The organism is Aquamicrobium sp. (assembly GCF_023954335.1).
Classification (GTDB): Bacteria; Pseudomonadota; Alphaproteobacteria; order Rhizobiales; family Rhizobiaceae; genus Aerobium.
Map to the genome: position 1 here is coordinate 55558 of NZ_JAMLIE010000003.1, position 20355 is coordinate 75912.

A 20355-nucleotide genomic window follows, 5' to 3' on the forward strand; every position below is an offset into this window, starting at 1 on the left:
CCCTTCTGCGCAGCGCAGGGAGGGATGAGGGATCTACACCGTGGAATTATATCTGAAGGTTCGGGTTGCTTGCGACGGGGGCATGAGCCAGCGCGAGGCATCCAGGCATTTCAAGCATCTCACGCGACACGGTTCGCAAGATGATGGCTTTCTATTCGGTTCCGCCCGGCTATCGGCGGCAGGCTCCGGTTCATGTCCGAAGCTGGACGCGTTCATCGCGATCATCGATCGTTGGCTTGAGGCGGACTGGGCGGTTCCGCGTATGCCAGCGCCATACGGCCAAACGGATCCGATCAACACGAGCTGGCACGGGCATCACCGGCGGCTATACGATCATCAAGGACTACATAAACATCGATGACGCGTTAGGAGATGTTCACGCGGTTAATACGGCACCCGGCCGGGCACGCACAGGCCGACTTTGGCGAGGCTATGGTGGTCATCGGCGGCGTGGAGCAGAAGGCGCACTTCTTCGTGCTCGATCTGCCGCATAGCGACCGTTCTATGTTCGCGCCTATCCTGCGGCTGCAGCCTGAGGCCTGCGGACGGCCATATCCATGCCTTCGCCTTTCTTCGGCGCCGTGCCGCAGTCGACGTTTCCATGACAGGTCCACCGTTGCCCGGTGGCGAAGATCCTGCCCGACGGCACGCAGCGGGCGGCGCTGTTCAGCGGCTTCCTGTCCCACTCATCTGATCCGGGATCGCCATGCCCGTCCCGGCAAGGCAACACGACAAGGCAGCGTTGAAGGACTGGTCGCCATGCCTGGCGCAACTTCACGGTGCTGATCCCGCGCTTTGCATCGTGGGACGAGGTTCAATCTGTGGCTTGAGGAGCAGTGCCGTAAGCGCCAGAGCGACCGGCTGCGGGCACGAGGCGACGATCATCGGCGAACGCTTGCTGCGCGATCTGCCGCGATGCGGCCGCTGCCGGCATCGCCCTTCGAGGCCTGCGACCAGGCCAGCGTCGTCCTGCAGGCGCTGGTGCGTCGCCAGGACCAACGATCGCACCCCAGTTCCGTCGCCCACACATGCGGGACGTTTGAATCGTGGCCGCTCGACGCGGGTGGTGATCGGCTGCGGCGGGGACATCATTGCCCGCCATCCGCGCAGCTAGAGCGCGAAGAGGTTGTCTTCGATCCGTTGTATTACCTGCCGCTGATCGAGCAGAAGATCAACGCGCTCGACCAGGGCGGTCCTTGCAGCAGCCAACTGCCGGAGGCGTTCGATCACACTGCGCCGTCTCATGGAGGTCGCGACGAACAGGGCTGGCGCGCCCGCTGCGCGCGCTGCGCCTGATGGAAAGCTTCGATCTGGCCGACCTGCACGCAGCCGTGAAGCAGGCACTGACCGGGCGTCGATCGGTCGATGTCACTGAAGCACCCGTCCTGTGCTCGGCCGAGCGCAGGCCGCCCAGGCTGGCACCTGACATCTATCCCTATCTGCTCCAGAGCCACCGTCGAGACGACGTCGGCCAAGGCCTATATGCGCCTGCTGATCGAGAGAACTGGCAGGAGTGGGCGATGCTCCGAACTCCTGCTCGTTCATCACCTCAAGACCTTGAAGTTCGCCGACCTTCCTGCGTGCGAGCACTGGTTCGCCTGGCAATGCGCGCGGTTCGAGGGCGCGGATCATGTTCGCTATCTTGCCAGGCTGTCGAGCTGGAACTGATCGACCGGGAGCGCAGGATGGTCGAGCGCCGTGCATCATGCTGCGAAGTTCCTGGCCGCCAAGAGCCTCGACATGCCGACTTCTCGCCATCCCGAAGCTCAACAAGATGCTGGTGCTGAACCGGCGCGCCGCGAACTGGATCGAGCGCCGCGAGAAACGTCATCGCGTCAGCCCAGCGGCACCGGCGACCCATGTTGTCGATCGGTCCTGGCCTGGCAGCCTGCCAGAAGGATCCGGCTTTACCACGGCGGCCGCTCGTCAGCGATGATGGAGGCCCGCGACGAACGTCGTCTGTCTTCCAGCTGCGCTGGATGGCCGCCACGAAATGCTCATCATCGACGAGTTGGGCTTTTGTGCTGCTGTCAAAGACCGAGCGAGCTTTCGTTCGAACTGGTCTCCCACAGTGAACGCGGATCGACGCTGATCACCAGCAATCTGCCCTTCGACGAATGGACCGAAACGCTGGAACGAGGCCTCGTTGGTACGCGCCTCGGGACCGCCTGACCCACCACGTTCGCACCGAGATGAATGGCGACAGCTATCGCCTCGCGCAAAGCAGGGCCCGAAAAGCCGCCGACACCACCCCATAAGAACGCCGACGCCGCATTCGGGAAACTCTGGTCGGGCTACGCCCTCCCGACGTTCCCCGAATGCGCCGCCAAGTGGCCTACTTTTGCGCCGCCCAATGGCCTGGTTTTGCTCCGCCGTTGACACCAAGCCGGCGTCATCGACGCTATCAGGGGAAAATCAACGTCAAATCCGCTCCAAATTTCAGGTCCGCTACCTTGCAAGCGGTCTGAAGGCGACTCTCAACTTGCTGCTGCGAAAGGTTGGTGTCGTACCACCAACCTTCCGTCAGAACCTCCGCGAACTCATCAGCCAAATGCGGTGTCTTCTTGTAGAGTTCCTTGGGGTCTGTAGCCACGATACGCCTCGCGGACGTCTCTTCCTTGGATAGATTGGGAAGAAAGGCCGGGTCTTGTGCCGCAAGCTCTAGAAGACAGCTCCGATAGGCGCTCTTCAAGCTGGTAAACGAAAAGGATTGGCCGTTAAGCAGGAAGCCATAATCCCCAGTCGTTCGCTCGGCTCTAGCAACAGTGACACCCTGCTGCTGCATATTTGCGGGTGGGATGATAGCTCCTGTGCCACGCAACAACATTCTACGCAGGATGTCGTTCTGGCTTTCGTTGAAGCTCTCTCGAGCCGCCTCTATCGCTTTATAGACATCCATATCGATTTTCAGTTGGGTCATAGGGGTTGTGTTCATAGTCCTCACTCACAGTAAATTCCTTATAACCCAATCCTTATAAGGAAAAAGCTAGGGTGTAAAGCGATGTTCCGCTGTGACGCACGACGTATTCACCGTAGCCCGTCGCAGGACCGAACGGGTCCCCCGGCATCGGCTCGGAAGGGACCCGCGCGAGGGGGGAGTATCGAGCCATTCCGCCCGGAAGCGGCCATATAATAAAGAGCGGGCGTCGGTGGTGCCGACGCCCGCGCTCTGTTCGGGAATGGCTGGTCCCGCCCGTCAGTCGGGCTCGATGGCGATGTGATCCTCGCACTCGCACTCGCCGAACTCTTCGAGCGCCGCCTCGATCTCATCGGCGGGGAGGCCCAGCAGCTCCGCCGCCTTCTCGAGCGGGATCCATTCCTCCGCGCCGGTGCGTTTATGCCTCACCATGATGTGCATCACGTTCTCTCCTGTCCAACAGGACAGGAAAACACGCCCGGAATCGCTGCACAATTATATGCGTGATATCAGATAGTTACACGAATTCGGCTTGTTGCGGCGCTGCCACATGCCGTTCCTACGGCACGGGGCGGCCACGGACGGGCGCTGCTGCCGGCACGGCCGCATGGGCCGGGAACCGGCCCTGCGCCAGCGGGCGTATGGTCGGCGGCGCGCGGCGTAGCCATACCGCGCTGCCCCTGTGCCCGGCGCTCCCTCGCCTAGCTCCCGTAGGCCCTGTCCAACGCCTCGATAGCGGCGGACCCATCGCGTACGGCCTGACTATAGTGGCTCAAAGTCACGGTCGGGTTCGCATGACCGGCGATCTGCGCGACCAAGGCCACCTCGATCCCCTGCATCTGCAACGTGGAAATGAACGAATGGCGGGCAGAGTGCGGCGTGACGTAGGGCAGCTTCATCGCCTTGAACGCCGGAGCCCAATACCGCTTGCGGAAGTTCTGGTAGAGCAGCGGCCCGCCACCGCCGAGGCGCGGCTTCGGCCATTCCTGCAAGCGGCCGGGACCGGGGAAGACGCGGTGCAGCTCCTTGCCCTTTCGCGGGCAACGGACGCGCCATGCCAGCAGCATCTCGCGCAGGACGGCGCTCATGGGAATGTCGCGGGTGCCTGCCTCGGTCTTGGTCATCTCCGTGAGCGAGCCGTCGCGCTCCTGTATGCGCCGGATGCGGATGACGTACTTGTCGAAGTCCACTTCGCTCCACAGCAGGCCCAACTGCTCGGACGGCCGAGTTCCGGCGAGGAAGGCAAAGGCATAGTATATCCCGTGTTCCGCGTCCTCGCGCGCCGCCGCGATCAGCTTGGCGATGTGTTCCGGCAACAAGATTGCTTTTTTGGCTCTGGATCGGTTGCGCGGCAAGCCTGTGGGAAGGCTGGGGGCTCGGATACCAAAATCTTCCTCGGCAAGCGCGAGGATGGAACGCAAATGGCTCTTAGCTCTGCTTGCCGTGTACGCGCCGCACTGCTCCGTCACAGTTTTATACCAAGCTCGAATCGTGGCCGTGTTTAGGTCAGTCAGCTTGATGTGGCCGAGCAGCTTGATGAAACGGGCGTTCTTCGGGGCGATGCCCTTTTCGGTGTAGTCGGCCCTTTCCTGCTTCGTCCCGATCAGCAGCGGGCCACGGATAGCTCCATTCACGGAGACCTTATATCCCCTCAGCGTCGAAGGCTTGACGCTGCCCTCCTTAGTCTGGAGCCAGTGATCGATGGCCTTGGAGACGATCGGGGCCTTGCGCTCGTCAATGAAGCTGCTGCCTTCCGCCACCTTCAGCAGCAAGCTGTTACGAAACGCCTCAGCATCCTTCTTGCGGTTGAAGGCGCGACGGCGACGCTTCCGCGTCTGCGGCTCGCGGTACTCGCAATACCATTGATGATGTTCGCGCACCGTGCCGTCGCTCAGCTTGCGGCGACGCGTCGTGGTCGTAATGGAAATCTTGAAGTCGTTCATGGGGAACCTCTCGTCAGACAAAAAAGCCCGAAAAAAATCACGGCGAGGTGACCGGCACAAGTAATCGCCAGAGGCCCGGAGAAGTCCGTGAAACGACGAAGACTGTAACCGAAACAGTTACCTAGCCCGGTTGTTGGGAAGCAAAGCCGCGAGACGACGCGGCCTCGGGTATTTCGGATTCCCAGCCCATCGAGGTTGAAATCGTTGTCGGCGAATATCTTGCGGGAACGATGGAAACGACGAACGGCAGAACACCGAAACGGACCGTGGCAAGCGCCGGAGTAGCGTTCTGGCATTCCGATGGGTCCAGCCCGGACGGCACGGCGGACGGACGGACGCCTATAGGGCACCGGTATAGGGGTGCGGCGCGGCGGCGCGGCGGCACCTACCCTCCCCCTCCCATAGTGTGTAGGTGTCCGTCCGTCCGGGCGCATCAAAATGGCCCTTTCGCGCCGAGGGGTAGCGGCTTCTCGGGCAGATAGGAGAGTGGAATGCCCGTGGCCCGCTTCTTGCTCAGCATCGTGAAATGAACGGGATCTCGCGGAACAAACGCCCCATCCAGCTTGCGGATGGCCCTTTCCCATGCCCGCTGCGCCCACGGCGTGCCCCGGAACACCTCTTCCATCGCTGGAGCGCCGTTGGCGATGTAGAAGCCTGCGGCCTCGCCTTCGGCGTTCACCCGCATGCCGTAGTTCGCGACGATCCGCTCGGCGTCTGCGAAATCGTTGCCGCGCCGCTGCTGCTCATCGCGGAGGCAGGCGAGCCAATGGCCGAGAGGATAGCCGTCCACGACATAGGACATGAGGTGGTCTAGGCATTCCTGCGCATCGTCGCGGTAGACCTCAAGGGCGTGCCGCTCAATTGCAGGGGCGTATTCGGCGGCGAGCGCCTGCGCTTCCTCGTCGGTCGGAATTCTGCCGTTCAGGGCAACGAAGCCCGCCCCGATCAGGATGCTCATGTTCTGGCGATGCCGGCGATCCCCCGTCAGGTGGATGTCGATGGCGTCGGCGGCCGGCTGCACCAGATGGGCGAGCCCGATCATGTGGGTACACCATGCCGAGCCCGTGGAGCGGAAATACGCCTCGTCCTCGGCGATGCGCCTTGCCACCTCCCGGTCGTTCTCGTGCATCAGCAGCTCGAACATGGAGATACGCGACTGGTCGGCCGGCGACATGCCGCGCGGGTTGATGGCGCTGAACAGGAAGGTGGTGCGCAGGCTGAAGCTCATCGCCTTGCCCTCCGGCGTGCCCTTCAGCAGCGGCGTGTCTGCCGACGAGGCGCTACGGGCGAGCCGGAGGATGTTGCGCAGCGTCGAACCGTTCTGGTCGCTCTCGAACTCGTCCAGCAGGATCGGCAGGCTATCCGGTCCGAGCGTCTGACGGATGCCGGCCTCGGTGCTTTGGCCATCTGCCGAGATCGCCAGCGGGTTCAACACGATGGAGGCGACCGTATGGATGGTGGTCTTGCCCGACCTCGCCGGCCCATAGACGAAGGCATGAGGCCGCCAAACCAGAGCGCCGCAGATCGGTGCCATCGCAAGCCAGCCAAACAACAGCCCGGCATCCTGCGGGTTGCGCCAATTGTAGAGCCGGAGGTGATCGCGGAGGCGCTGGGCATCGAAACTCGGCCCGTCATCCAGCACGATGCCCTCGAAGCAGAGGTAGAGGAACTTCGCGCTTTCGACCGGCTGCCCGAGATTGACGATGACCTTATCGTTCTCAAGCCAGACACCACGGCCGCGAATGCGCAGGGGGTTGAACGGACCCGCGCGGCGGCAGGCATCTATCAGAGCTTCGCCGGCTGCCCTGTAGTTAGTCGATCCGGGCTTTCGACCCGGAAACCGCTGTCGCCAGAACCTCGATCCTGCCAAACCGAGCAGATATTGTTCCGCAAGAAGCTGTTGCGCCGATGCCAGGATGACGATCTTCCGCACCGGATCGAGCAGCGCGAAATGGCCCTCCTTCGTGTAGCCAAGGGGCCTCGGTCCCGTGAAGCCCGGATCGTATACGCTGCCAAGCTGGATCGGAGACGTAATACTGCCGCGATGCTGGCAGCCGTCACAGAAGCGTCCGTTGCCGAGCTCCGAGCAGATGGAATCGCAGGTGCGGGGACCTGCATCCTCAAGCGCACGCCTGAGCTTGGTGTTGGCCTCCCGCTCACTATAGTGGGGATGCTGCGCACTATACTCGTGGAAGATGCGCTCACCGTTCTGGCAGCGCACCGTGATCGACGCCGTGGCGTACCAGTTGGGTTCATCGGCCGTCGTCGCGCCTTCTCCGGTGTAATGGCCATACCACGGACATTCCTGCTGGATCGCAAAATGGTCAGCACGAGATGCCGAGGTTATCCTCGGCGGCTCGCTGCCAACCGGAGGCAGTTCCTGTTCCAGATCGGCCAGCGGGAGCCGATTATCTGGATTGTACGCGATGACTATCACAGGCTTCGGCGTGCGCGACTTATGGTTGAATGTCGTCGGCACGCGGAAGACGCGGGCAAGATCGCTGACATTGTCGATCTCATAACCGGCACGCCCAAAATGGGCGACTAGCTTGCGGCTGAACTGCCGCAGGATGGCTTGCGCCCTGCGCCGATCTTCGCGATTGCGCATTACCAGCGGCTTGTCGAACGCGTAGAGGACGTGGAGACCATTGCCGCTATTCTGAATCAGGAACGGCTTCGCCTCGAACGACTGGATGAGGCCAAGGGCGGTGTCACTGTCGGGCGGATACCGCTTGGCGCTATCCTTTGCGTTAGCAAAATCAATGTCGGCGAATATGCCCGGAAGCGAGATGGCGGTGTCGTTCGAGCCACGGGATTGGGGGCCGAGGTCACCCGACTGGGTAGCCGCTCCGAGATACAGGTCCTCCGTATGCTTCCGCTTCTCGACATCGCGAACGAGCCGGGAGATGTCTCCCGGCCCGTACGAGCTTGTTCTCTTGGTTTTGAGGCTCCACATCGGCAACTTGCCCTCGAATGAGGAGCCGTAGAAGGCGGAAATGAAGTCGGGTAGGGAGAATTCAGCGCTCATCGGAACCTCCCTGCCGGAAGGTTTCGATTGTGGCGACGACTTCGGAAAGCCGGACCAAGCGGCGTTTTCCAAACGGCGCATAGCTCGGGACGTGACCACGCTTTACAGCGCGGCGCAGAGCCCAAAGGTGAATACCGAGCCGGTTTGCGGCTTCGTTGAGCGCGATGAATTTTTCGGGGGTGTCCTGCATTGTCTCCGTTCCTTAAGGAGCAGAGATGATGGGGACATCAAAAAGCGCCACGCCGTGCATCTCCGCCCCGTTTGATCTCGGGTGAAAATGCAACCGTTAACGCCAAGCAGAGCCTATCGACCTAGCGAGATGGCTCTCCCCAACCAGAAATTGGTTGTGGTGTCTGAAGTGCTACACAATAAAAGCAGCTATGCTGCGCATCGTGCATACCCCCTTCAGTTGCAAATTTAAGTTACCGCTATTCGCCTTCCGTGTAAAGCGCTGAATTCTTTCATGTTTTGTGGTCACTAACTCGGCGATTCTGTCCCGGCTTTGTTTCGGAACCGTTCACGGAATGTGGTCACTTCGCTCGCTGTTCACACGCGCGCGTCCACGTGGCTGCGCCGCTATGGAAAGCTGAGGTACAGGGGATCGGTATGCGCATGCGGGAATGACCGAAAAGCGACGTATGTGGAGGAATGGTTGCGGAACTGGGTATCCGCGTCTGGTCCACGCACGCGCCTGCGTAGCCGCGCCGCGCGGAACCGTTGGGATACAGGGGATCGGGGCGGGTATGTCTTGGATAATCATCCGATCCAAGTCGCGCAGACAGACGGAGAACCCTGGCAGGCGCTTCACGGACGCGCTCCTGTCCTTTCCTCCGCCAGATAGCGTGAGGAAGCCCAGCCGCGCACGCCGCGCCAGGAAACGTCACACCATCTGCTTCCCTGCCCGGACGCGGCAGTGCAGGAATGCAGTTCGATGCCGGTGCCGTTCGACGGAATCTCTGCCAGGATGCTGGACCGGGCAGTCGGAGCAGAGCGCATGTTCAGAACGTCCCAGTTCTCCACATCGACAACGCGATAGGACCGGGCGGCAGCCGCTTGCTGGGAGATGTAGCGGGAGTACACCCACCCTTCGATGCAGTTCCACTCGATGCGGCACCATTCGCGCGCGTAGCCGGAAACCTTGCGGCATTCGAATGCGTGGATGCCGGTGCCGCTCGGCGGGATCGTGCCCGCCACGGGAGCATCGCCATGCGGCGACAATCTGATGTTGAGCCTGTCGCCCAGCGCGACGCCCGTTACGGCGAAAGCTCCCTCGCGGCCCGTGCATTGAGGCCATGGAGCCGGAACCGGCAACGTTCTGGCGACGACGGGCGCCGCCCCGGCATCGCCGGTGCTACGGGGTTTGGCATCGCTGGCCTGCTTCCGTTCGGTCGTGTTTTCTGCGCGGCGGGCGTGCTGAGGAAGCGACGTGCCAATGCCCGCAGGCCCGGCAGGCGCCATGGCGAGCCCGTCGATGGCTATCGGAATGCGCACGAGATCATCGGTGACGCCCCGCAACTCGAGTTCGACGAAATCGTCATATTCGAAGGTGAGGCCGGAGACGGTCCACGTCTCGCGACTCGACGCGCCGCCGGCGATCAGCGAGAGGCTGGTCAGCGCGCCGTCCGGTGAGCGTGTCGCGAGCAGGCCGAATTGTCCGCACACCGCGAGAATCTTCCCTTCGCGCCAATAGCACTGATCCTGTGTGCCGAAAGTGCCCGTCGCCCCGCTAACCCAAAAGCTGAATTCCACGTCGAAATGTCCGTAAAGGTCGGCGTCGTCCGGCAGGAAGTGAGGGTCGTGCAACGTTGGCGCGGCATCTTCTCCGCGCAACCTCGTCGTGAAGATCACGTCGAATGGTTCGGGCGAGGAGACCGGTTCGCCGTTCCATTGCAAGGTCGCGACCGAGCCCAGGAAAGGTTCCAGATCGAGCGTGCCGGTGGTGGCCGTGGCGACGGGCGCTAGAGGGGGCTCGGAGCTGGGCACGAAGAACGCAGACATCACCTCTTCGAGCACCGCGTCGAAGTAGCGTGCGTAGTGGGAATGTCCCGTATCGCGATATGTTTCGAAGGCGGTCAGCACGGCCTCGCGGGCCTCAACCAGGCTGGGATTGTTGAGAAACTCGACAGACGTGTCGGTGTCGGTGTTGGCAAGCCGAATCCCCTTCAGGAACAAGGCTCCCGCCATCCGGGTATGGATGGACGCCCATTCCAACGGGGTGCTGCGGCGATCCAATCCGCCAATGGCAAGCCGGTACGTCTCGACCGCCTGCTCCGTCAGCGGCAGGCTCCTTTCGGCGGCGCCGAGGTGGAGGAGAGCCTCGGCGAGGCTGGCTGTCGTCAGCGACCATTCAAGCGAGGAACGCTGAGGTGTTATTTCGCTGAGCACGTCGCGATACAGCCGTTCCGCCTCGCGCAACTCGGCCGAATCCCCCGCGAAGAAGCCAAGAATCCTGCGGGCGTCCGCCATGCCGAGCCGGGCACGCGCCCATTGAAGAGGGGCAATCGCGCGCAGTTCGTCGCCCGCCACCTCTCCGAGCAACGCGGTCGCGCTTTCGATCTGGTCCAGTGCGTGTCTGGTCTCATCCCGCAGATTCTCGCGCGAGGCGCGGGCAAAGAAGAAATCTCCTTCATCGGACAGGGACGATACCATGCTTGCATAGAGCTCCACCGTCGCCTCATGGACAAGCGCATGGGCCAGATCGGTGGAGATACTTGCCGACTGGATCGAGAATCGGTCGTCGGCCAGTGCGGCCAGAGCTTCCCGGAACAGAGAGGCGGCATGGGCGGCATTCTCGCGATAGGAATCCTCGCCCAGAATATGATCCAGCCGATAGAACTCGAAATCTTTGGTGATGCTGTCGAGATCGATGAAGCTGACGGTTTCACCCGACCATTCCTGAAGACCGAGCCGGTAGAGCTGGGTTGTCTCGAAGCGATGCGGAGAATCGTCCAGCCGCGCCAGATAGGTGCGGGCGATCTCCGCTTTCGCCATCGCCCATTCATATGGCGTATCGGCGGCATCCCAGAAATCGGCCACGCTTTCGAAGGCCCGTTCCGCCTCGAAAATGCGCTCGTAGCCGCTTTCCCTCTCTCCGAGCAGCAGGTAGGCAATGCCAAGCGCCTGTTGAAGGTTGGCCCATTCCGGTGTCGCGGACCTGGCCGGGTACTGGGAGATCGCCGTCCGGTATGCGTCGATCGCGTTCTCAAGGGATATTGTGCCGTGCTCCAACCGTCCGAGGACGGAGAGCGCGTCGCCGCGGGCCTTGTGCGATGCAGACAGCTTCCGGGAGTCGCCGAGCGCTTCGGCGAGTTCCACTGCTTCCCGGGCGGCGTGATGAGCTTCGTTCAGCGCAGCGATGTCGCCCGTGCGCTCGCCCAGGTTGACCAGCGATCGAACTTCGGCGATCTTGTAGCGCCACGCCGCGTCGAGGTCCCATTGCCGGGCCTCGCCGAAGGCGCGAGCGTAATCCGTCGCCGCACCGCGATGATCGAGCGCGAGTTCGCGGGCGCCGGCGCTCCGCGCGAACACCGCAGCGGTTTCGAGTCGCCGCTGACGAAGATTCTCCTCGACATCGTCCAGGACGCCACTGATCTCCTCGGCCCGCGCCTTGGCCTCGTCGAACACGCGGATGGCCGTCTCGAGCGCGCCCTCGTCCAGCGCCCGGTCAGCCAGTTCGACGAGCCGCGCGATCTCTGGATCGGAGCTTTCGAGCGTGTCGCGGCTGGCGAGTATGCGCCGGATGCGCTCGGCCTGCTCGCGCAGGAGGCGGTCGAGTTCCTCGGCGTCGTCAGGAACCTCTTGCCCCAATGTTCTCAGCATCGCATAGAGCGCGTCGAGGGGAACGCCGTCGAGCGTCGCCACATTCTCGACCAGTTGGCGCCCGGCCTGCGGCAGGTCGGCGATGGTGAGCAGGAGTTGCCTCCGCTCCTTCAGCAATTCGCCTTCGTCGCCTGCTTCCATCTGCGGTGACACGCCAAAATAGAGAAGACGCCGCAGGCTTTCGTTGATCCACGGTCGCTGGCGGCCGGAGGTCTTCAGATACACCTCCTCGGCGACCATGCGCATCACCACACCGAACTCATCGCCCGTCATCGCTTCGAAATGGCGCAGAAGGGCAGCCGCGTAGGGACTGTTGCCGCCTGCCGCTCCGTCCAGCGCGACACGGCCCGGTTCCGCTGCGAACGATATGACGGTGCCGAGGTTGTCTGTCGCGGAGGACATGGCGGCGGAAAGCGGCGTCGCGCCGCGCGTTGCGTTGAGCCCGGCGGTCCCGATGGCCACTGGCGCGGAGCCCGGATCGAGGCGGACCAAGGCGCCGGGAGGGAACGGATTGTCGCGGCAGGCGTCAAGCATCAGGATGGCGACCGGAGCCACCGTCTGAAGCCGCTCGACGAAGGCCGAGACCGGCACAAGATTCTCACTTGCCGCTTCTAGCGCGGTCCGGTCCGCATTCACGGGGACGAGAAAATTCTCGCCGCCCGCCTCGATGCCGTGTCCCGCATAGTAGATGATCGCGACGTCCGCCCCTTCCGCATCCTCTAAAAAGATGTCGAGATCCCGGTAGAGGCGGCGAGCGTCGCGGTCGGAAACGAGCGTGGTCTCGAAGCCGAGATTGTCCAGGAGGGCCTCGACGGCGCGGGCGTCGTTGACCGGGTTGGCCAGGGGCGGCAGATGCTCGTACTGACCGTTGCCGATCACGAGCGCGACACCCTTCAGCGGTTGCGTATCTTGGGCGAAGGACTGCGCCGCAGCAATGAGCATAATCATGATGCCCGCCAGCATGGTCTTTGCTTTCCGACGTACGAAAACATTCATTTGGCGGAAGAACATATCATGAATTCCCCAAGACGGCCCGATCCTAGGTTATCGTGATGCATGGCGAGATCAAGGCGGCACTTGTTGGGTTTCGTTTGGAATTCACGTCGCGGCTAAGTGAAACCGATATTTAGTCGGCGCAGCCACGCAGGCGCGCGCATGCGTGGCTGCGCCGGGCGGTACGGCTGGGAAACAGGTGATCGGTATGGGCATGGCATGTACCGGAGACATGCATATAGGGCGTCTAGTGAACGGAGCAGTCGCTGCCCAACTGACGAGAAGCGCGCGTTTTGGTCGGAAGCAGACGTGTGCAACCGGGCGAGCGTTGACGCTTTGGTTATGGGAGCAACCGGGCGACTTGAAGCGCCTGCAGCACGCGCGTAGCTTCGCTCACCAGTATCAACGTGCCAGCTCGTCCGATTGGCCGCCCATGGGCAATGTCTTTGCGAATGGGATGCAGACGCTCCAGCGAAATGCGGAAATCATCCTTTTTTGTAAAGATGTGGAGAAACGCAGGCCAATTATCCTTCTGGCAGATAAGCTGCGCGAGGTCCATGAAGTCCGCATAGTGGATGAACTCGTAGACCGGCCGGCCGGCTGCACGCTCTTCAGCTTGGCGCTCAACCCACCGGTTACGTACATCTCCCGGAACACGGCGCTTCAACCATGCGTCACCCGCAAGGGCTCGGAGTTCCTTTTCGACGAGCCGGCGCAACGTGTTCTCGAGCGTCAAGAGGATTGTCCAGTGCATCGGATCGTACACGGCACCGGGGTCCTCCGCCTCGATGGCACGCGGCGGTTCGATCATCGCAAGGCTGAAGCGGAAGCCTGCTGAGAATGTCACTTCGCTGTATGTGTTCGGTGCGAAGGCAATAAGCTCAGCGTTCATGCCGGCAGCGACAGCGTCTTCGTCTGCGTCCAGCGGTGCGGTAGATTCATCACCAAAACGTCCCTCGCCTAGTTCTGCGTAGACGAGTTCGGAAACAGCCTCCCCGTAAGGCTGGTGGCCATGAACCGCGTCACTGAGACGGGAAAGACGAGCGAATACCGCACGATCTTGGCGAGCGAGTCGTGCATTTCAGTTTGAAGCATAAGCACAAGGCCGCACAAAATGAGGCGTTGCGAGATGCCTCGGCACGAAAGGGTGGCAGAAGATCGGCGCCAATCAGAAGATGGGGAAGGCCTTTCCCCGATCATCGCAATGATATCAGATCGCGCCAAGAAAACCTTAGAGGTACCCCTATTCCCGCATCACCTTCTCGGTCACATGCGCGCAGTAGCCGCAAAGATCAGGATAATCAGAATTGTATTCATGGACATCAATGGGGGTGCTACAGAGGTGGTGCCGGTTTCTGAGACAGGGGCATAAGGTGGATCGCCCGATGGAAAGGACGATCCAGCATGAAGACACGCAGACGGTTTACGGCCGAGTTCAAGGCCAAGGTTGCGCTTGAGGCGATCCGCGGCGAGCGGACGATTTCGGAACTGGCGACGAAGCACCAGCTGTCCAGACCAGATCACGCAGTGAAACGGCTGAGCCATCGAGAACCCTGGCCAAAGGCATTCGACGACAGGGCTTCGGATGCGCAGGCCGGCGGGAAGCCGGGTGACGAAGCTGCACGCCAAGATCGGCCAGCTCGTCGTGGGCGGGATTTTGGCCAAAGCCTTCGATCGCTGAGCCTGGATCGGAGGAGAATGATGATCGATCCCGATCACGGGCGGCTCTCGATCGCCGCCAGGTGCGAACTGGTCTCGATCTCGCGGGCCTCGTTCTATCGACAGCCGGCGGGCAGAGACGCCGGGAACCTCGAACTGATGCGCCTCATTGACGGGCGTTCACGGAAATGCCATTGGTATGGCTCGAGACAGATGGCGCGGCACCTACGCCGTCAGGGCTGGTGCGTAGGCCGCAAGCGGGTCCGGCGGCTGATGCGCAAGATCGGCCTGTCGCGATCTACCAAGCGCCGAAGACCAGCGAGCCGCATCCCCAGCACCGCATCTATCCCTACCTGCTGCGGCATCTCAACATTGAGCGCCCCGATCGGTCTGGTGCGCCGACGTGACCTACATCCCCATGCGGCGCAGCCCCTCCTCGTCGCCATCATGGACTGGTTCAGCCGCAAGGTGCTGGCCTGGCGGCTGTCGAACCTGATGGATACCGACTGCGTCGCCGCTCTGGAAGAGGCGATCGCCCGCCATGGCAGGCCACATCTTCAACACCGATCAGGGGAGCCAGTTCACCAGCTTCGCCTTCACCACGACGTTGAAGGATGCCGGCATCCGCATCTCCATGGACGGGCGCGGCCGGTGGATGGACAACGTCTTCATCGAGCGGCTGTGGCGCAGCCTCAAATACGAGTGCGTCTTCCTCAACGCCTTCGAGACAGGCGGTGAGGCCCGGGCTGGCATCGGCTCCTGGATCGACTACTACAACCAGCGACGCCCACACTCGACCTTTGGCGGCAGGACACCCGACGAGGTCTATGCTACGGCACAAATGACGGAGCAATTGGCGGCGTAGAAACCAACCCGATCCACCTTAGCCAAGCCGCCAAGCTGTCTCACCAGACGGGTCCACCTCAGCGTTGATCTGACCTTCACCCCCTTATTCATATTCTCGTCTAAAACAGAACGCCATACTAACCGAGCTACTGAACAAGCGGGGTAAGATTTGGGCATCTCAACAGACGCGCATTGCTATGCCTGCGGGTACGACAAATTTCTCATGGTCGGAAGTGGTCGGGAGGATATGGACACCACGCTCCTTTGGCCAGTGCTCTGTACGAGGTGCAATGAGATAACGACCGCCAATTTCAAAGAAATCACGTTGCGCTGTAGGGATGTCCGTCGTCAGGGTTTTTGGGACAACAGGCGGCGTGAGCTAACGGAGGCTCTGGTCCATCAGGTTTGTCACATTAGGCCGCTGCATCTCGATGAAGCAAGCGACGCTGTTTGATGGTTTCGCGTTTGATCCTTTCCCTTTCCAGCGTGATGATATCCCGCCCTGCTTGAAGTAGACGTCGGCAGGGGTGAGATTGTCAGGGCTCGTGGTAGCGGCGGTGGTTGTAGTGATCGACGAACGCCGCGACCTGCTGCTCAGATCGCGGCAGGAAGTAGTTTTCGAGCAGGATGCGGTTCTTCAACGTCTGGTGCCATCGCTCGATCTTGCCTTGGGTCTGAGGATGGCAGGGCGCCCGCGCGTATGTTCCATGCCCTTGTCGGATAGCCATGCGGCCAGGTCGGAAGAGACGTAAGAGGGCCATTGTCGGGCAACAGCCGCGGCCGCTACTACCTGGCGCTGTCGCAGCCAGAAGCCTGCAGCGCGATGGTCAGCGTGTCGGTGACGTCCTCGGCCTTCATCGTGGTGCACAGCTTCAGGCGATGATGGCAGAGAGAAGTCGTCGAGCACGGTCGACAGGTAGAACTTTTTAATGATCACCTTCAAGTAGGTAAAGTCGGTCTGCAGAGCTGGTTGGGCGCATCGTCTTGTCGTGGAACTCATCGGCTTGGCCTTGATGACGATGAAGGCGGGGCTGGTGATCAGGTCGTGGGCCTTGAGCAGGCGATAGACTGAGGATTCCGAGACGAAGTAGCCCCTCGTGTCGGTGAAGGTGACCGCCAGTTCCAGCTGGCGACGGCTCCAGCTCGTTCAACGCCAGGCTCAATGATCTGATCGCGTTTCTCCTCGGGGATGCGGTTCCAGACCCGGTTCGGCCGAGGCCTGCGATCTCAGCGCATCGAAACCGCCGGCCAGGAAACGGTCATACCAGCGATTGAGTCGAGCGCGGAATGCCGAGTTTTGCAGCGTGCGCCGCGCCGACAGATGCGACTGCTCGACGAGCCGAATGATCTCCAGCTTCTCAGTGCGGGAGTATCTCATTCGTCGTCGCCCCCATCGCAATCATGCTTTTTTTAAAGATCCGCAGTTCCAGCGCCTGCTCGGCGACGACCTCCTTGAGATCGCGCGCCGCCTTGCGCGAAGACCTTACCTCGTCGCTGGTGGCGGCGCGCGCGCTGTATCCCCGGCAAGCCGCTTCTTGCCGGCTTCAGGAATTCCTTCGACCAGGTGTAATAAAGGCTCTCCGCGATCCCCTCGCGCCGGCACAGCGCGCGATCGACTCTTCGCCGCGCAAGCCCTCCAGCACGATGCGGATCTTCTCCTCGGCCGAATATTGCTTACGGGTTGCGCGGCGGATGTCTTTGATGACTTGTCTGCCGGCGCTTTCCCGGTTCCGGATTTCTGTCTCATCTTCGCTCCTTTGAAAGGCTACGATGAACCAGAAATCCTCCGTTCTCAGTTAAGCCGATTTGGTCCCATCAGTGCTGACGCCGGACACTTTGGCCAGTGCTCTGTACGAGGTGCAATGAGATAACGACCGCCAATTTCAAAGAAATCACGTTGCGCTGTAGGGAATGCGCGTCGGATACTGTGACTGAATTGGACCTCGACGGGGACAGCCTGGGTGACGGACAGCATGTCATTGTGAGGTGGGGAGAGAAGTTGCTGCTCGACAATCATTTCCGTTGCCCCAAGTGCCGGCGTTTTGAACTTCGTATTGGTACCAATCCGTTTGATCGTCATAGAAGAATTGGGATTGATTCCATAGGACTTGGTGGGCACCTCGGCCAGCTATGCAGCATAGAAGAGGCGCCTTACCCGGCACCATGTGCCTACCAAGAGGATCGAGGTACGGCGGATCCCTACGAATGCGTTTGCGAGGCCGCCACGGTACACTGGATGCCGGGCCGGATGAATGTCGCTGGAATCCGATATGACCGTATGGAATGCAGCGACATTAATGATGTTAAGTGCTGGAACTGTATTTAGATAAAGAATAGCTGAACGAAGAGCTCTATAGTTAACGGAGCATGCAGGCATGACTGGATTTCGTCGAGCCGAACCACATTATCGCACCAATGCCTGCTCAGCACTACTTTTTTGGGTTCATTGAACACGGAGTTCGTCAGGCCCGATTGGCAGCAAACGATAGTTCCGCGCCAGACTGACGTCTGGCGGAGGCTCGGGATTTGGAATCACCTTCCCAAACGCCAAATGCCCGGTTTGCGGCGAGTCGGTTTCTTCTTTCAAGCTCGTGATGGGGGCGGGTCTTCTTCGATCCTCCGCTTGGCCAGCCCAACACCTATACGCGTCCGCGAACCCGGTTGGCGAAGCCAGAGCCAACGATGGGGAGACGGAAAGCGACGAAGAGGCTTATAGTGCGGCCCGATCCAAGAATCTATACCGTTGAGATATTTCCCCGCCTAACAGCAGCGTCGTTGTGCTTGATGCGGATGGCGAGGAAATCGCCTATGCAACGGACCTGAAGCTTAGCCAAGGTACCTGGACCGCGTTTGGCCGGTCAAAAATGACCGAGAGAAGGTGGTCGGACTTTCGTTTCTGACCGCAAACTTTGACCCAGTCGGGTTTCGAAACCTCAGGCGCTAGTCAGGCTATGGGGGCGGGGATACGGCGTGAACTTTCTCGAATGGCCTCGGCGAAGTTGGAAGGAATAGTTCGCCGTATGGGCGACGCGGTTGCAGAATTGTCGATAGCGGAGACGAAGTACGGGAATGTTCGGATCCGTTGACGCTGGCCCCTCACGTCTTGTCCTGATCCCCGGTTCCCATCGAACACCGGATCAGCTTGGATGAAGGACGACGCTAAATCGACGCTAGACTATATGTTTGAGCAGAAGCGGCGTTGAGCTTTGCGGATCGAAAGATGCCGACGCGTCCTGATGTGCTACATCTTAATCGAATAGTCTTCGTTTTTGAGGATGTCCTCGGCCGCGTCAAGGATTTCATTGCCCGCGGTCTCGACTTCAACCCGAAGGACATTTTGATACGACCATACGCTCATGGTCATCAAACCCACTGTCACAAATCCCGCCAGGATCATGTGGGTCGATGTCTTCGACGAAGAGGAGAATCGAACTCCCAGAGTGCTATGACCATCAACGAAGCTTTCGAAGCCAGAAGCGACTTTTGCTCAGAGATATGGCCAGAGGACAACATCGGCAGATGGGCAAAAGTACGGGCTATCATCGAAGCGCTGGGTCATACTCAGCGGTTCATAAATTAACGCGGCGTTCAAAGGCATTGGTTGGCGTATCAATCACCGGGGGCGACATTACCAGCGCTTTAAGCATGAGATCGAGTACGTCCCGCCAGAACGCGACCCTGATGACGTCACCAGTGCGCTTACTGTTTTCGAAGTCGGACCCAACCAGCGGAATAGGAATGGCAATGGGCAGTTTTCTGATCTTCGCACGAAAGACGTCTTTATAAGGATCAGCGACACCACAGATGCCCTGACGAAGGTGGTCAGAAAGCTACGCCGAATGAAGTGATGATGTCACACGGTAACCACGCGGTCACCGTTTCGCTGTTTCGTTGTACTTCACGTCAGTTCATCAGAGCACCGCTCCGTTCACGAGCCTCGCGGCCAACGAAACCGTCGAACCGCGCCTCTAGTGCATTGGCGTGCATTTGGGCGTAATGGTGCAAGTGTGGAGACAATACCTGCAATTTCGCTTGCCAAGGTTAGAGGTCGGGTTCGAATCGCTTCGCCCGCTCCAGTTTCACAACCAGTCCAAAGCCGCGGAATTCCGCGGCTTTCGTGTTTTCCGGACGGTTGAAATCGCAAGGCACGGAAGCGGCAAAAAAGGCCGCGGTTACACGCGGGTTACCAGTTTGCGGAATCGAGGCGGCGTGAAATCGCGGTGTCGCTGGACTGCGCAGCAATGCTGCGGAGTCCAAAACTTGTCAACGGCGGTCGGAATCCGGACCAGCGTGGCGGAGTAAAAGCAGGCCATTGAGGTCTTGGCGCTGGCCGCTCGCGAGCGCGCTTCCACATTGCGCCGTAGCGAGCGAGCGGCCCTTTGAATCTGGAAGAACGAAGCTCAGGCGGTGGCCTGGTTTTGCTCCGCCCCGTTTGACGCGGCGGCGGCCCTGCGACCTGCGGATTGCTTGAGGCGATAGCTGTCGCCGTTCATGGTCAGGATATGAACGTGGTGGGTCAGGCGGTCGAGCAGCGCGCCGGTGAGCCGCTCGGAGCCCAAGATGGATGTCCAGTCCTCGAAGGGGCGGGTTCGAGGTGACGATGGTGGAGCCACGTTCATAGCGTTGGGGAAGACCTCGAACAGGAGTTCCGCACCGGTGGGTGACAGCGGCACGTATCCGAGTTCATCGACGATGAGCAGCTTCACGGCCTGGAGTTCGCGCTGCAGCACAGCAGTCGTCTCTCGTCGCGCGCTTCCATGAGCTGATGCACAGGGCTGCCGCGGTGGTGAAGGCGACGGCGAAGCCCTTCTGGCAGGCGGCAAGGCCAAGGGCGAGCACCGTGCCAGTTGCCGGTTCCGCTATTGCCGAGCGCGATGATGTTCTCGCGGCGCAGGATGAACTCGCAGCGGGCAAGCTCCAGCACCAGCATCTTGTTGAGCGAAGGGATGGCGGTGAAGTCGAAGGTGTCAGGCTCTTCACAGCCGGGAACCTGGCCTGCTTGATCCTTGCATCCACTGACACGCCGTTCCGGTCGATCAGTTCGAGTTCGACGAGACGCAGCGAATGGCGGGGATGATCGACACCGTCGCGGGCGCACTCGCGGGCGACCTTGTCGTACTCACGCAGGACCGTCGGCAACTTCCAGCTGC

10 protein-coding genes and 3 pseudogenes are annotated in these 20355 nt (G+C 60.9%); 3 read left to right on the plus strand and 10 right to left on the minus strand.

Annotation, left to right across the window (positions count from 1 at the left end; all coding sequences use genetic code 11):
• Window positions 1-82: 82 nt before the first annotated feature.
• Both istA and M9945_RS17735 read left to right on the plus strand, forming a co-directional pair.
• Window positions 83-1494, plus strand: a pseudogene (istA, locus tag M9945_RS17730) (IS21 family transposase); the annotation flags it as partial.
• Between the two features lie 204 nt (window positions 1495-1698).
• The gene (locus M9945_RS17735) at window positions 1699-2172 is read left to right on the plus strand and encodes a hypothetical protein (RefSeq protein WP_367945666.1); all 474 of its coding nucleotides are present in this window, start codon (window positions 1699-1701) and stop codon (window positions 2170-2172) included.
• 232 nt (window positions 2173-2404) lie between these two features.
• On the opposite strand, the gene M9945_RS17740 is transcribed toward M9945_RS17735, so the two are convergent.
• The 7 genes from M9945_RS17740 to M9945_RS17770 all read right to left on the minus strand — a co-directional run bounded on the left by M9945_RS17740 (window position 2405) and on the right by M9945_RS17770 (window position 13592).
• Entirely contained in the window at window positions 2405-2920 is a 516-nt protein-coding gene (locus tag M9945_RS17740; RefSeq protein WP_367945667.1) for a hypothetical protein, read from the minus strand.
• Between the two features lie 276 nt (window positions 2921-3196).
• Window positions 3197-3358 carry a hypothetical protein gene (locus M9945_RS17745; protein WP_367945668.1) on the minus strand — a complete coding sequence of 54 codons (162 nt, stop codon included), beginning with the start codon at window positions 3356-3358 and terminating at the stop codon, window positions 3197-3199.
• A 260-nt stretch (window positions 3359-3618) separates the two neighbouring features.
• Window positions 3619-4860 (minus strand): tyrosine-type recombinase/integrase, encoded by a 1242-nt coding sequence (locus tag M9945_RS17750; RefSeq protein WP_367945669.1) that lies wholly within the window; start codon window positions 4858-4860, stop codon window positions 3619-3621.
• Window positions 4861-5293: 433 nt separating this feature from the next.
• A complete protein-coding gene (locus tag M9945_RS17755; RefSeq protein ID WP_367945670.1) occupies window positions 5294-7888 on the minus strand; it encodes a hypothetical protein in 2595 nt (864 codons plus the stop codon).
• The gene (locus M9945_RS17760) at window positions 7878-8078 is read right to left on the minus strand and encodes a helix-turn-helix transcriptional regulator (protein ID WP_367945671.1); all 201 of its coding nucleotides are present in this window, start codon (window positions 8076-8078) and stop codon (window positions 7878-7880) included. The genes M9945_RS17755 and M9945_RS17760 overlap by 11 nt, the downstream gene beginning before the upstream one ends.
• A 614-nt stretch (window positions 8079-8692) precedes the next feature.
• Complete coding sequence (locus M9945_RS17765; RefSeq protein WP_367945672.1) at window positions 8693-12670, minus strand: caspase family protein; 3978 nt, start codon at window positions 12668-12670, stop codon at window positions 8693-8695.
• A 370-nt stretch (window positions 12671-13040) separates the two neighbouring features.
• Window positions 13041-13592, minus strand: coding sequence for a Swt1 family HEPN domain-containing protein (locus M9945_RS17770; protein ID WP_367945673.1), 552 nt, complete (start codon window positions 13590-13592; stop codon window positions 13041-13043).
• Window positions 13593-14104: 512 nt separating this feature from the next.
• Here M9945_RS17770 and M9945_RS17775 point away from each other — a divergent pair.
• Window positions 14105-15224, plus strand: a pseudogene (locus tag M9945_RS17775) (IS3 family transposase).
• A gap of 394 nt (window positions 15225-15618) precedes the next feature.
• Here M9945_RS17775 and M9945_RS17780 read toward each other — a convergent pair.
• The 3 genes and pseudogenes from M9945_RS17780 to M9945_RS17790 all read right to left on the minus strand — a co-directional run bounded on the left by M9945_RS17780 (window position 15619) and on the right by M9945_RS17790 (window position 20303).
• Window positions 15619-16952: pseudogene (locus M9945_RS17780) on the minus strand (DDE-type integrase/transposase/recombinase).
• A 2653-nt stretch (window positions 16953-19605) separates the two neighbouring features.
• On the minus strand, window positions 19606-19935 hold the full coding sequence (locus M9945_RS17785; protein WP_367945674.1) for an ATP-binding protein: 330 nt from the start codon (window positions 19933-19935) through the stop codon (window positions 19606-19608).
• On the minus strand, window positions 19908-20303 hold the full coding sequence (locus M9945_RS17790; protein WP_367945675.1) for an ATP-binding protein: 396 nt from the start codon (window positions 20301-20303) through the stop codon (window positions 19908-19910). The genes M9945_RS17785 and M9945_RS17790 overlap by 28 nt, the downstream gene beginning before the upstream one ends.
• Window positions 20304-20355 lie beyond the last annotated feature (52 nt).